The 13,528-nt window shown below is 74.6% G+C and carries 10 protein-coding genes; 6 read left to right on the top strand and 4 right to left on the bottom strand.

Annotation, left to right across the window (positions count from 1 at the left end):
- Window positions 1–507 precede the first annotated feature (507 nt).
- On the top strand, window positions 508–2,583 hold the full coding sequence (locus FB458_RS11475; RefSeq protein WP_141848608.1) for a fibronectin type III domain-containing protein: 2,076 nt from the start codon (window positions 508–510) through the stop codon (window positions 2,581–2,583).
- Between the two features lie 241 nt (window positions 2,584–2,824).
- Entirely contained in the window at window positions 2,825–4,846 is a 2,022-nt protein-coding gene (locus FB458_RS11470; RefSeq protein WP_141848607.1) for a fibronectin type III domain-containing protein, read from the top strand.
- A 78-nt stretch (window positions 4,847–4,924) separates the two neighbouring features.
- Here the strand turns inward: FB458_RS11470 and FB458_RS11465 are convergent, their stop codons facing one another.
- On the bottom strand, window positions 4,925–5,905 hold the full coding sequence (locus tag FB458_RS11465; RefSeq protein WP_141848606.1) for a sulfotransferase: 981 nt from the start codon (window positions 5,903–5,905) through the stop codon (window positions 4,925–4,927).
- Entirely contained in the window at window positions 5,902–7,173 is a 1,272-nt protein-coding gene (locus tag FB458_RS11460) for a glycosyltransferase family 4 protein (protein WP_170185654.1), read from the bottom strand. Before FB458_RS11460 ends, FB458_RS11465 begins: the two co-directional genes overlap by 4 nt.
- 228 nt (window positions 7,174–7,401) lie before the next feature.
- Between FB458_RS11460 and FB458_RS11455 the strand changes: the two genes are divergently transcribed.
- Genes FB458_RS11455 through FB458_RS11440 form a run of 4 tightly spaced genes read left to right on the top strand, consistent with a single transcriptional unit; the run spans window position 7,402 to window position 11,460 of the window.
- Window positions 7,402–8,142 (top strand): hypothetical protein, encoded by a 741-nt coding sequence (locus FB458_RS11455; protein ID WP_141848604.1) that lies wholly within the window; start codon window positions 7,402–7,404, stop codon window positions 8,140–8,142.
- Window positions 8,139–9,137, top strand: coding sequence for a sulfotransferase (locus tag FB458_RS11450; protein ID WP_141848603.1), 999 nt, complete (start codon window positions 8,139–8,141; stop codon window positions 9,135–9,137). The genes FB458_RS11455 and FB458_RS11450 overlap by 4 nt, the downstream gene beginning before the upstream one ends.
- Complete coding sequence (locus tag FB458_RS11445) at window positions 9,134–10,630, top strand: hypothetical protein (RefSeq protein ID WP_141848602.1); 1,497 nt, start codon at window positions 9,134–9,136, stop codon at window positions 10,628–10,630. Before FB458_RS11450 ends, FB458_RS11445 begins: the two co-directional genes overlap by 4 nt.
- On the top strand, window positions 10,627–11,460 hold the full coding sequence (locus tag FB458_RS11440; protein WP_141848601.1) for a sulfotransferase family protein: 834 nt from the start codon (window positions 10,627–10,629) through the stop codon (window positions 11,458–11,460). The genes FB458_RS11445 and FB458_RS11440 overlap by 4 nt, the downstream gene beginning before the upstream one ends.
- A 132-nt stretch (window positions 11,461–11,592) precedes the next feature.
- Here FB458_RS11440 and FB458_RS11435 read toward each other — a convergent pair whose 3' ends face one another.
- A complete protein-coding gene (locus tag FB458_RS11435) occupies window positions 11,593–12,519 on the bottom strand; it encodes a type IV toxin-antitoxin system AbiEi family antitoxin domain-containing protein (protein ID WP_141848600.1) in 927 nt (308 codons plus the stop codon).
- 199 nt (window positions 12,520–12,718) lie between these two features.
- Complete coding sequence (locus tag FB458_RS11430; protein ID WP_141848599.1) at window positions 12,719–13,489, bottom strand: sulfotransferase family protein; 771 nt, start codon at window positions 13,487–13,489, stop codon at window positions 12,719–12,721.
- Between the last annotated feature and the right edge of the window lie 39 nt (window positions 13,490–13,528).

The raw sequence follows: 13,528 nt of genomic DNA, 5'->3' as shown, positions 1-13,528 counted from the left end.
GTGGGGCCGGCGACGGTCTGTCGAGCACCTGTCGGTCACGGCGAACGGCCCGAGGCGGTGACACCCCGGGGTGGACCGGGAGACCGTCGGGCGACCTGTTCATCGTAGGCGAGGGCACCGACACCGGCCGCCGTCGCGGCGTCGTACGGGCCGGCGGAGGTGCGGCGGAGGTGCGGCGGAGGTGCGGCGGAGGTGCGGCGGAGGTGCGGCGGAGGTGCGGCGGAGGTGCGGCGGAGGTGCGACGGAGGTGCGAAAGAGCAGCGACGGGACAGCGGGCGGCCGAAGCGGACGTAGCCGGGCGGACCGGGCGCGCCGACATGACGGTTGCGTGACGACAGGTCCCTCGCCGACCCAAAATCCGCGGTTCCTGCCTGGGAGGCCGCTGGACGTGCTCTGCTGTTCCGCGCCGGTCGGTCGTCGCGCGACAGGACCATCTCGGACCGGTGCCGTCCTCGGGGGACGACGCCCGGGTGCGGGCGTCCCTCGACCTGCCACGAGGGACCCTCCATGCCGCTGCGCCGACCCGCCTCGCACCCCGTCCGCCCGCGCACGGCCCGACGCCGCCTCGGCGTCCTCGCCGCGACCGTCGCCCTCGTCGCCACCGGCCTCGGCGCCGTCGCCGCGGCCCCGGCCGGCGCGGCGACGACGAGCCCGCTGCCGACCTCGGCCGCCCTCACCTGGGGCACGAACGGCCGCGTGCACGAGGTCCTCGCCACCGGCGGGCGCCTCGTCGTCGCCGGGGCGTTCAGCGCCCTCGTCGGTCCGTCCGGCGCCAGCCGGGCCGCCGGGAACGTCGCGGTGTTCGACCCGGCCACCGGCACCTTCGCCGCCGGCTTCGCCGCGCGCACGAACGGCGCGGTCCTCTCGGTGGCGACCGACGGGACCACCCTGTGGCTGGGCGGCGACTTCACGAGCGTCAACGGGCAGCCGCGCACCCGCCTCGCCGCCGTCTCGCTGGCCACCGGGGCGCTCACCCCGTGGGCCCCCTCGGCCGCGAACAGCGTCAACGCGCTCGCCCTCGTCGGCGGCGACGTCCTCGTGGGCGGCTCCTTCCTCTCGGTGTCGACGACGAGCGGGACGACCGGCCCCTACCTGGCCCGGCTCACGACCTCCGGGGCGCGCAGCGCCGTGCCCGCGCCGGCGCCCGACGCGCAGGTGCGCACGTTCCTCGTGGCCCCCGGCGGCGGCTCGGTCTACGTCGGCGGCGACTTCGCCGTCATGGGGGGCAACACGACCGCGGCCCGCAAGCTCGCGCGGCTCTCGGTGGCGACGGGCCAGCTCGACACCACCTTCGCCTCAGGGCCCACCAACGGCACGACCCGGGGACCCGTGCAGGCGGTCGCCGGGGACGGCACGAGCGTGTACGTCGCCGTCGGGGGCGGCGGCGGCGCGTGCGCCGCCCTCGACACCATCACCGGCGCGACCCGCTGGTCGCAGCGGGCGAACGGCGACATGCAGGGCGTCGAGGTCGTCGACGGCGTCGTCTACTGCGGCGGGCACTTCGGCGGGACCGCCTCGTTCGGGGGGCAGGACCGCCAGAAGATCGCCGCCGTCGACCCCGCCACCGGCACCGTGCTGGCGTGGGCCCCGCGCGTCGACAGCCCCCTCGGCATCTGGTCGATGGACGCCGACGCGACGAGCCTCTACGTCGGTGGCGACTTCACCCGGTTCGGCGCGACGACCGGGCTCGGTCACCTCGCCCAGGTCGTGCCGCCGAGCGCCCAGTCGGTGCCGGCGCCCGTCACCGCCCTCGTCGGGACGGCGTACGACGGCCGGGTCGAGCTGACCTGGTCGGCCCCCGACACCGACCACGGCTCGCCCGTCACCTGGTACACCGTGACGCGCCGCTCGGGCGGGACGACCAAGGTGGTCGCCTCCCGCCAGAAGACCCCCGCGTTCGACGACACGGCCGTGGTCGACGGGACGACCTACGCGTACGACGTCGTCGCGGTCAACGCGCTCGGCGCGTCGGCGACCACGACGGTGAGCGGGCTCGTGCCGGCGCGGGGGGCCGCGGCGGCCCCCGCGGCGCCCCGCGACGTCCTCGCCACCGTCTCGACCAGCCAGGTCGACGTGGCGTGGCGGACCCCGTCGGCCACGGGCGGCTCCCCCGTCACCGGCTACCGGGTCTACCGCACCCCGTCCGGCGGCAGCCGGGTCCTGGTCGGCAGCACCGGCGCCGCGGCGACGACGTGGACCGACCCCGGGGCGGCCGCCGGGACGTCGTACACCTACGAGGTGTCGGCGCTCAACGCCGTCGGTGAGGGTCCGCGGGCGGCGGCCCTGCCCGTGACCCCCACGAGCAGCCTGCCGCCCACCCCGGTCGTCACCGCGACGTCGCAGACCGGCCCGCAGGTGCTGGTCACCTGGACCGTGGGCGCCACGACCGGACCGCCGATCACCAAGTACGTCGTCGTGCGCGACCGGATCCGGGTCACGACGCTGCCGGCGACCTCGCAGGGCGGCGGCAGCTGGGTCGACACCGATGTGGTCAAGGGGCAGACCTACCGCTACCAGGTCAAGTCGGTCAGCGCGGCGGGCACCTCGAAGGTGTCCAAGGCGGTCCTCGTCACCGTGCGCTGACGCGCCGCGCCCGCGCACCCGGGGCCCGATCGGGCCATCCTGCGGCGAACCGGCACCCCGTGTCGGTGGCGGGGGTTACCGTGGGCCCGCCGCCACCCGTGGGGACGGGTGCGGCGGGGTCCGGGCGCTGGCGCGTCCGGGTCGGTCGCGGGCTCGGGGAGTGCGCCGGGTGACGCGTCGTCCCCGTCACGTCGCGCCACCCGCGCGACACCTCACCGCCGGACCCGCCCAGGAGACCACCATGCGCGCACCCCTGCGCCTGCTCGCCGTGAGCGTCGCGGCCACGCTCGTCGGCGCCGCCGCGACCGCCGGAGCCGTCGCCGACGGCTCGTCGGGCGCGGTGCCCAACGCCTCGCGCACCTGGGGCACCAACGGGCGGGTCAGCGCCCTGCTGAGCCTCGGGACGACGGTCGTCGTCGGCGGCGACTTCACCGAGGTCGTCGACCCGAGCGGGCACACCTTCCCGGCCGGGCACCTGGCCAAGTACGACACCGAGACCGGGGCCTTCGACACGACCTGGCGGCCGGCGACCGACGGGTCGGTCCTCGCGCTGGCCGCCAGCGGCGACACCCTCTTCGTCGGCGGCACCTTCCTCTCGCTCAACGGCAGCACCAAGGCGGCCAGCTTCGGCGCCGTCTCGCTGGCGACCGGCGCGACGAAGACGGCCTTCACCGGCCGCATCAACCGCGAGGTCGACACCATCACGGTCGCCGGCTCGAGCGTCTTCGTCGGCGGGCTGCTGACCAAGGTCACCGACGCGGCCGGGGCGCACACCGTGACCTACGCCGCGAAGCTCGACACCACCACGGGCACGATGGACACCGCCTGGGCGCCGGTCCTCGACAAGCGGGTCCGCTCGCTGCTCGCGACCCCCGACGGCACCAAGGTCTACGTCGGCGGCGACTTCACCACGGTCGGCGGTTACGGCCCCGCGGGCAAGCTGACCCTGCTGTCGACGGCCACCGCGGCCGTCGACCCGACGTTCCGCGGCGGGACGACCAACCTCACCGCGCGCGCGCCGGCGTACGCGCTCACCCTGTCCGGCAACGCGCTGCTCGTCGCCGCGACCGGCTCGGGCGGCGGGTGCTCGCGGCTCGACGCGACCACCGGGCAGACGGTGTGGAGCAAGCACGCCAACGGCGACGTCCAGTCGATCGCCGTGTTCGGGCCGTACACGTACTGCGGCGGCCACTTCTCCGGCGGGGCCTCCTTCGACGGCCTCGACCGGCAGAAGCTCGCGGCCGTGACGACCGACGGCGGGGTCACCCAGGCCTTCGCGCCCAACGTCAACAGCGCGCTCGGGCTGTGGTCGATGACCTCCACCCCCCGCGCGGTCGTCGTGGGCGGCGACTTCACCCGCGTCGACTCGACGATCACGCCGTTCCTCACGCAGTTCCGCGACCTCGACTTCCGTACGACGGCCCCGGCGACCACCCAGGTGTCGGCGCAGGCGGGCGACGCGACGGTCGCGCTGACCTGGGACGTGCCGTGGACCGACGGCGGGTACCCGACCTACTCCTACGTGGTCTACCGCTCGGTCGGTGGCGGCGCCTGGAGCGTCGTCGGCAACCCCGGGCAGGAGAGCTTCGTCGACACCCGGGTGACCAACGGGACGACGTACGCGTACGCCGTCGTCACCCGCAACGCCGCCGGTGACAGCCCGTTCAGCCCGACCGTCACCGCGACCCCCCAGGCCGCCGCGACGACGGCGCCGGGCGTCCCGACGGCCTTCCAGGCCGCCGGCGGCCTGCACGTCGCGAACCTCGGCTGGGGCGCGCCGACCTTCGACGGCGGCACCCCGGTCACCGGGTACCGGATCCTGCGCGGCACGAGCAGCGGCACCGAGACGGCGCTCGTCGACGTCGACGCCACGACGCGCACCTACGCCGACACGGCCGTCGTGGACGGCACGCAGTACTACTACACGGTCCAGGCCCTCAACGCCGTCGGTGCGTCGGTGAGCACCCCGGAGAAGACGGCGACGCCGTCCAGCGGCGTGCCGAGCCAGCCGGTCCTCACCCGCGACACGACGACGCCGCCCTCGGTCGTCACCCTCACCTGGACCGTCGCCGACCCCGGTGGCAGCCCGATCACGAAGTACGTCGTCGTGCGCGACGGCGTGCGCGTCGGCACCGTCACCGCGCCGACCCAGACCCTCACCGACCCGGCGCCCGCCTCGGGCACCCACGTCTACCAGGTCAAGGCGCTCAACAGCATCGGCGCCAGCCGCTTCTCCAACGGGGTCACGGTCACCCTGCCCTGAGCGCGGCACCAGCAGCGCCCCGCCACGACGACGGCCCCGCCCCGGAAGGGGGCGGGGCCGTTCGCCGTCGTGGTCGGCTCAGCCGCGCAGGCCGTAGCCGAAGTGCCGCAGGCCGGGCAGGGTCATCGCCGTGACGAGGGCCTGCCTCCAGCGGGGCATCGCGTTGCGCCACTCGTCGTCGCGGCGCAGCCGCACCACCCCGGTGTCGTGGCGGTTCGGGTTGCCGGCGACGGTGTGGTTGACCCGCATCCGGATCGCGTGCTCGTCGACGTAGTCCACGCTCGAGGCGTCCACGCCCAGGGCGCTGGCGACGTCCTCGACGGCCCGTCGGGGGTCGGCGACGAACTGCTCGTAGTGGACCTGCACGTTGCTCGGGCGGCGCCAGGGCCACCAGAACTCGACGAGGTAGTTCCACACGAGCCACATCGCCGCGGAGCGCCACAGCTCGAGCTGCTCCATCGTGTCGGTCGCGCCCTCGCGGTCGCGGGTCTCCTTGAGCCGCTGCCAGGAGAAGGCGTTGGCGCGCGGGTCGCGGATGACCTGCAGGACGTGCAGGTCGAGGCCGGGCAGCCGCTCGAGCAGCTTGCCGTAGGGCGGGACCTTGGAGGAGTCGACGAGGACGGTCGGGCGGACGACCTCGATGACGGCCCGGTACAGCGCGGCGATGGCCTCGTCGTGCGGGTGCGGGGTGACGACGGGGCGCCCGCGCAGCTGGCGCCACACCATCGAGGGCACCCTCAGCATCCGCAGCCGGTCGAGCAGGTCGCGCGAGACGGCCTCCGGGTCCGGCGGTCCGTCGGGGAAGGCGGTGGCGACGACCTGCGTCCAGACCGGGCAGCTGCTGAACGGCTCGCCGCAGCCGCAGCGGTGGTCCTCGAGGAACCCGCGCTCCCAGATGTAGCGGATCTCGCCCGCCGCCATGGCGCCCGGGATCTGGCCGATGATCGAGCTGAGGATGGTCGTGCCGCTGCGACCCGTGCCCGCGACGAAGAGGACCTTGGTCGCCGTCCGGTCGGTGCCGGTGGGCGCGGGGCCGGTGGGTGGGGTGGACGTCGTCACGCGCTGCTCCTCGTGGCCGCGTCGGTGGTCCCGGCGCCCTCGGCGCGGTGCGCCGCGGCGGCGTACACCTCGTCGAGGCGAGCCAGGTGGGTCTCGGCGCCGAAGCCGGACTCGAGGCGGGCCCGCCCGGCCCGGCCCATGGCGAGGGCGAGGTCCGGGTCGGCGACGAGCCGGTCGACGGCGGCGGCGAGCGCCGCCGGGTCGCGCGGCGGCACGACGAGCCCGTGCTCGCCGTCGGTGACCAGCTCGGGCAGGCCGCCGAGGTCGGTGACGACGACGGGCAGGCCGACCGCGTAGGCCTCGAGGATGATCATCGGCTGGTTCTCGTGCCAGCGAGCCGGCAGCAGGAGCGCGCGGCTGCGGCGCAGCAGGTCGGCCAGCTCCCCCGCGTCGAGACGGCCGTGGAAGACGACCCGGCCGGGGGCCTCGCGGCGGGCGAGCTCCTCGAGGGACGCGCGCAGCGGGCCGTCGCCGGCGACGTGCAGGACGGTGTCGCCGGTGGTGCGGGCGACGGCGCGGATCGCGTCCTCGACGCCTTTCTCGTGCGACAGGCGCCCGGCGTAGACCACGTCGCGGCCGGCGTCGTCGCGGGGGGCGGCCGGGGGGACGTCGGTGAAGTTGTTGACCACCCGCAGCCGGTCGTCCTCGATGCCCTGGCGGCGCATGACGCCTGCGAGGAAGGCGCTCGGGCAGACCAGCCGGTCGACGGCGTCGTACGCCCCCGTGGCGCGGTGCAGGCCCGACTCGACGGCGAGGACGGCGCTGCCGGCGAGCGAGCCGCCCTTGCAGCGCTTGACGGCCGCGTGCCAGGTGCCGTGCCCGACGCAGGCTTCGCAGGGCGCGCCGTCGGCGAGCAGCTGGTAGCTCGGGCAGGCGAGCTTGTAGTCGTGCAGCGTCATGACGACCGGCACCCCCGCCTGCCGCATCGGGCGCAGCACCGACGGCGAGAGCTGGTGGTAGATGTTGTGGCAGTGCACGACGTCGGGCCGGAAGCGCTCGAGCGCGGCGCGCACGCCGCGCTCGGCCTCGCGGCTCCACACCATCCGCAGCGACGCGGCGACGCCGGCGAGGCCGCCGGGGGCGGGCTCCAGCTCGACGTACGAGGCGAAGGTGTCCTCCAGCGGCAGCGGCGCGAGGTTCTCCGGGTGGTGCATCCCCCACAGCTCGACCTCGTGGCCGGCGCGGCGCTGCAGCGCGGCGACGTCGAGCATGTACCCCTCCGCGCCACCGCGCCGGTAGAGGTACTTGTTGACGTGAAGGATCCGCACGTGACTCCTGCCCCTGGGGCTCCCGGTCGGTGCGAGCCGTCGGGACGCCCGGCCGCCGTGGGGACGACCGGGGTCCATGACACCACACCGGGCGCCGGCCTGTGGAAAATCCGGGAATGACCCGGGTCGGCGGAACCGGCCCGTCATACTGGAGGTCGAGGCCGAGGGGAAGGCCTCGGACCGCCTCGGGGGGACGAGTGCGGGGGATGTCGTCCGGAGGACCAGACAGTGCAGCGATCCTGGCCGAACACCGTGCGCCGCACGGTGCGCCGCGTCACCACGTGGCGGCCGAAGCACGCCGGCGACGCGACGCTCGACGTCTCCGACCTCATCCGGCCGTACCGGTACGACGTCATCGTCCGCGCCTCGCTCTTCGACCGGATCGACGCCGAGCGGCCCACGACCGACGACCTGCCGGACTTCGCCGCGCAGCTGCGCGACCACCCGTACGCGACGTGGTTCCGCGAGGTCGAGCTGCGCCGCTTCTTCCCGTGGGTCCTGCAGGACGAGGCCGAGGTCGAGCGGATGTTCGTCCGCCGGGTCGGCAAGGCCCTCGCCGTGTTCACGTCGGTCGAGCGGCACGGGTTCGACGCGGACCGGCCGCTGACCCTGCGCCGCGTGTCGCTGCCCGCGGTCACCGACTCGGGTCTGCCGGTCGCGCACATGCTCCACGTCGGCGACGGGGGTCACCGCCTGGCGCTGCTGCTGCGCTCCGGGGTGTCGCTCGCGCCGAACATGTACCGTGTGGACCCGCGACCCCACCAGGTCATCGACAACACCGCGCTGCTCGCCCCCGCCCTGGGCCTCACCGAGGAGGACTGGGCCACGTTCGTCGGCCCGCACTTCGTGCGGACGCCGGTCACGGGGGTCGACGACCTCCTGCAGGCCGTCGCCGCCGAGTGCCCGATGCGGCTGGAGGAGGTCGAGCAGCTCTCCCGCACCCACTTGCCAGCGAGGTCCCGACTGTGAAGGACTGGTACGACCGCCAGATCGCGCCCCACCCGGGGCCGCTGACCGGTCGGCAGCAGCTCGTCCGCAAGGTGGTGCGCCGGGTCCACTGGGCCCGGACGGAGGGCTTCGGCCGGATCGTCGAGGAGGACCGGCTCGACCCGCGTCCCCGGGTACGCGCCGCGTGGCGCAAGGCGAGGTGGCGGCGCGCCCACCCGCAGGCGCCCGGCTCCGCCGTCCCGGTCTACGTCGTGGGCCTGCAGCGCTCGGGCACCAACATGCTCATGCGCGGTCTCGACGAGGCCCCGGAGACCGAGGTGCGCAACGAGAACGACGGCGCGCTCTTCGACCGCTTCCGCATCCGCTCGACCGACGTCCTGCGCGACGTCGTCCTGAGGAGCCGCCAGCAGGTCGTCTTCGTCAAGCCGATCTGCGACTCGCACCTCGTCGACACCTTCCTTGACCTGCCGGGGCTCGCCCCGGGACGGGCCCTGTGGGTCTACCGCGACGTCGACGCCCGGGCCCGGTCCGAGGTCTCCAAGTTCGGTCCGGCCAACCTGTGGGCGCTGCGTGACATCGCCGCCGGCCTCGCCGACCAGCGCTGGCAGGGCGAGCGGCTCGCCCCGGCGACCGTCGAGCTCATCCGCTCCTTCGACCTCGAGGCGATGAGCGAGCACAGCGCGGCCGCGCTCTTCTGGGTCGTGCGCAACGGCCTGTACTTCGAGCTCGGCCTCGACGCCCGCGACGACGTCGCCCTCGTCTCGTACGACGCCTTCGCGGCCGACCCGCCCGCGCAGATGCGCCGGCTGTGCGCGTTCGTCGGCCTGCCCTACCGACCCGAGCTCGACGAGCACGTCGACCGGCGCGTCTCGCACGGCAGCGGCCGGCTCGACCTCGACCCGCGGGTGCGCGCGCTCGCCGACGACATGGCCGCCCGGCTCGACTCGGCTTGGCGGGCCTCGTCCGCCGGTGAGGCCGCCGAGCCGGCCCACGGCCTCACCGAAGGGACCGCATGACCTCGCGACCCGCCCACCGCCGGCGACGCCCGGCCGCGGCCGCCGCCCTGCTCGCCCTGGCGCTGTCCACCGTGCTCGGCGCCTGCACGGGCTCGTCCGCGCCCTCCCCCACCCCGACGTCGTCGACGCCCGCGCCGACGGCCGCCCCGACCGGGGTGGTCACCCAGGCCCCGGGCCGCACGCTCGCGCTGGGGGCGAAGTTCGACTGGAGCCGCGTCGACCTGGCCCGCAGCTACGTCGCCCAGCTCGGCGCCGACGTCCCGACGTTCTACGAGCTGACCTGGTGCGACGTGGAGCCGCAGCAGGGCAAGCGCGACTGGTCGGCCGTCGACACGGTGGTGCAGCAGGCCCGCAGCCTCAAGGTGTCGATGATGCTCAAGCTGCGCGTCGGCGCGTGCTGGGCGACGGGCGACCAGCAGGCGACCAAGGCGCGCGGACGCAAGACCGAGTCGCTCATGCCGGCCGACATGACGACGTACCGGAGCTGGGTGATCGAGGCCGTCAAGCGCTACTCGGCGCAGGGCGTGCACGTCTACGCGGTCGAGAACGAGGTCAACTCGCCGTCCTTCTGGGGCGGGTCGATCGGTGACCTCGAGCAGCTCGTGACGGCGGCCGCCACCGCGATCCGGGCCGCCGACCCGCAGGCGAAGGTCGCCGACATGGGGATCAGCTCGACGGCGTACGGCGCGGGGATCGCGCAGCGGCTGCTCGACCAGGGGCAGGACGCCCAGGCCGTCAAGGCCTACAACACCTACTACGAGCGACGGTTCGGCACGCGCGGCAAGCAGATCGTCGAGGTCACGAGCGCCGACGACCTCAAGACGGCGCTGTCCTCGGACCAGGCCTCGCGCAACCTCGAGTACCTCCAGCTGACGACGAAGCTGCTCGCCGACAAGGTCACCGACCTGCGCCAGGTGCACTTCTACGAGAGCTACCAGGCCGCCCCGCTGCTCATGGACTACCTGCGGGCGACGACGCCGTCCGGGGTGCCCGTCCAGGTGTGGGAGGCGGGGCAGTTCCTGCGCGGCGGCTCGCTCACCGACCAGGAGCGCGTCGACCAGATGGTCAAGACCGTCGCGGTGCTGCTCGGCCGGGGCGCCTCGATGGTGCTGTGGCTGCCACTCGTGCCCAACCCGGACGGCCGCAACGCCGACGAGCCGCGCTACGGCCTCCTCGAGCCCGACGGGTCGGTCCGCGGCACGGGCAAGGCGTTCGTCGCGATGGCGCGGGCGTCCGCGGGCGCGACGATCGAGGGGATCGCCACCAAGCGCGCCGACGGCGTCGCCTTCACCGCCGGCGGCCGCACCCACGCCTTCGTCTGGGCGACGTCCGGGTCCGTCACGCTGCCGGCCGACGCCGGCTCGGTGAGCACCCCGACCGCGACCGCGACGAGCGGCGGGGGTGGTGGCGCGGGCGGGTCGCTCGGGACGACCTCCCCGCAGCAGGTCACGACGACCCAGTCCGCCGGCGACCTCGTGAAGGCCCTGTCATGACGACGATCGACCCCTCCCGCCTCGTCTTCGTCGGGGGGCTGCACCGCAGCGGGACGACGCCCTTCTCGCGGGTCCTCGACGGCCACCCGGACATCTGCGGGCTGACCGGCACCGGCGTCAAGGAGGACGAGGGCCAGCACCTGCAGCCGGTCTACCCCAAGGCCAAGGTGTACGGCGGCTCGGGGCGCTTCGCCTACGCGCCGCAGGCGCACCTGACCGAGGAGTCGCCGCTGGTGTCGGCCGCCAACGCGGAGGCGATGCTCGCGGCCTGGCGCCCGTACTGGCGCGAGGACGCCCGGCTGCTCGTGGAGAAGTCGCCGCCCAACATCGTCATGGGCCGCTTCCTCCAGGCCCTCTACCCGGGGTCGGCGTTCGTCGTCGTCGTCCGGCACCCGGTCGCCGTCGCCCTGTCGAACAAGAAGTGGCGCCGCTTCACCTCCTCGGACCCCCGCAAGTTCCAGAGCCTGTCGGGGATGGTCGACCACTGGATGCGGGCGCACGAGACCCTCGCCGCCGACCTGCCGCACCTGGACCGGGTCCTCGTCGTCCACTACGAGCGCCTCGTCTCCGCCCCGCAGGAGGAGCTGGCCCGGGTCGCCGACTTCCTCGGCCTGTCGACGCCCATCGACCACTCCGCCCTCAGCGCCAGCCGCGGTGACCCCTACGCCGCCCGCTGGGCCGAGTACGCCGGCCCCGCCCTGCGCCCCGGCGCCGTCCAGCGCCGCCTCATCACCCGCCGCTTCGGCGACCGCATGCGCGCCTACGGCTACGACGTGGACGACCTCTCGGCCTTCACGCCCCCCTCCGGCCCCGCCTCCCTCCGCTCCTGAGGGCCCCGGACATTATCGGGTCGCCCGATAATGTCCGGCTCCGCCGGAGAACCGTTGTCCGGCGAGGCCTCACCAAGTCCGGCGAAGGCCCGCTCCCGTACGGCGCCCCGTGGTCGAGGCCGTGCCAGGGGCTCAGGCGGCGGGCAGCGGCGCGGCGAGCGCCATGGCCGCGCGGACCCGGGCGAGCAGGCGCACCGGGTGGTGCAGGTCGGCCCACACGATCCGGACGACGACGTACCCGAGGGCTCGCAGCTCGTCCTCGCGGCGCTTCTCGGCGACGAGGGCCTCGGCGCCGCCGTCGCGGTACTTGACCAGCCCGTCGAACTCGATGACGAGCTTGAGCCCCTTGACCAGCAGGTCGACGCGGCCGACGAGCCGTCCGTGCGGGTCGCGGATCTCCACCTGCGGTGTGGTCTCGATCCCGGCCGCCGTGAGCTCGAGCCTCAGCAACGTCTCCCCCGGGGACTCCGAGCGGCCGTCGAGCATCGCCATCATGGTGCGGACGCGTCCGTAGCGCGGCCAGCCGTGCACCCGCTCGGCGACAGCCTCGAGCTGCTCCGGGGTCACCACGCCCGAGTGCAGGGCCGCGTCGGCCGCGACGAGCCCCGGCCCCGTGCCGTGCTCCCGGGCGACTTGGACGACGGCGTCGGCGACGCCGACGGTCCGTCCCCAGTCGGTGGTGACCACGCCCTCGCCCCGTCTCGGCCGCAGGATGAGGCTCTGGGTCAGCACCTCGCGCGGGAGGTCGTCGACGAGGCGCGGCCGGGTGGGGAGCTTGTCGACGGTGGGCAGGCCGTGGGCCATCACGGCGGTGATGCCGGAGAGCGCCGCCTCGGGGTAGGTGAGCAGCGCCCCTCGGGCCATCGCCTCGTGCCGGCCCTCGGCGGTGTCGAGCTCCGGCGCCGGCAGGGCGTAGACCCCGCGACCCAGACGCACCAGCTGCTTGGCGGTGACGAGCGCCGACAGCGCCCAGCGGTCGACCCCCAGCTCGGCCGCCTGGCTCGTCGTGACGAGGCCGTGCTGGCCGAGGGCCCTGCGCTCGAGGAGGTCGTCGCTCATGGGTCCAGGGTGGCGACGCCGCGGCGCGTCGTACGGGCGCGTGGGCCGGCCTGTGGACGGTCGGGATCGCCGCAGGGGGTTGTGGACGACGGACGGTCCGCCTTCGCCGGAGAACCGTGAGCCTCACCGGACTTCGGTTCTCCGGCGGGGCCGGACATTATCGGGCGACCCGATAATGTCCGGGGCCCCCGGAGGGACGTCAGTAGCCGAGGTCCTTGAGGGTGCGGCGCGAGGTGACGAAGAAGAGCGCGCGGACCAGGGGGTCGAGCTCGGTGCGGTAGGTGCCGACGCGGGAGGCGTAGACGGCGCCGTCGGTGCCGGCGGACGCGGTGCGGGCGGCGTGCTGGCGGTGGTAGCGGTCGGGGACGTCGTGCTTCTTGCCGACGAAGTCGAGCACGCCGTCGTCCCAGTCCTCGCCGAGGAAGGCGAGCAGGTCGCGCAGGGTGCGCTCGGGGTCGCCGACGAGGTCGTCGTAGCGCAGCTCGTGGTAGCTGTCGGCCGGCATCGCCGCGCCGGCGGTGCGCGCCGCCTTGATGTAGCGCGGCCACTTCACCGACGACTTGACGCTGCTCCAGTAGCCGAACCGCTTGCGGTGGCTCACCGCCACGTCACGGCCGTCGCGGATGACGTGGACGAACTGCGCGTCGGGGAACACCTCGTGCAGGAACGGCATGTGCAGCGCGTAGCGGGGGCTCTTGTCGGCCCAGCGCGCCTTGCCCTTCGACGCGGCGTAGTCGTCCTGGATGCCGCCGAAGAACGCCCGCATCCGCGCCAGCCACTCCTCGCGGGGGAAGCCGAACTGCTGCAGCCGCTTCCAGTCGCTGCCGGTGACCCGCTCGAGGTCCTCGAGGAACCGGGTCTCGGGACCGCAGGCGATCCGCGGGTGCGAGTCGAGCATCAGCCGCAGCATGGTCGTGCCCGACCGCTGGCAGCCGACGACGAAGATGGGCCGGGGCGTGGCCTCGGTCATCCGGGGGTCCTCCTCGTGCTCCCGGGCGGGAGCGGGTGT

It is taken from the genome of Lapillicoccus jejuensis (assembly GCF_006715055.1).
GTDB lineage: Bacteria > Actinomycetota > Actinomycetes > Actinomycetales > Dermatophilaceae > Lapillicoccus > Lapillicoccus jejuensis.
Note: the sequence above shows the minus strand (reverse complement) of the source record. Positions and strands in the feature narration are given on the sequence as shown.

Excerpts from the sequence above, each read along its gene's own strand:
- FB458_RS11445 (WP_141848602.1), top strand. The coding sequence starts at position 9,134 with ATGACCTCGCGACCCGCCCACCGCCGGCGACGCCCGGCCGCGGCCGCC.
- FB458_RS11435 (WP_141848600.1), bottom strand. The coding sequence starts at position 12,519 with ATGAGCGACGACCTCCTCGAGCGCAGGGCCCTCGGCCAGCACGGCCTC.
- FB458_RS11440 (WP_141848601.1), top strand. The coding sequence starts at position 10,627 with ATGACGACGATCGACCCCTCCCGCCTCGTCTTCGTCGGGGGGCTGCAC.
- FB458_RS11470 (WP_141848607.1), top strand. The coding sequence starts at position 2,825 with ATGCGCGCACCCCTGCGCCTGCTCGCCGTGAGCGTCGCGGCCACGCTC.
- FB458_RS11430 (WP_141848599.1), bottom strand. The coding sequence starts at position 13,489 with ATGACCGAGGCCACGCCCCGGCCCATCTTCGTCGTCGGCTGCCAGCGG.
- FB458_RS11475 (WP_141848608.1), top strand. The coding sequence starts at position 508 with ATGCCGCTGCGCCGACCCGCCTCGCACCCCGTCCGCCCGCGCACGGCC.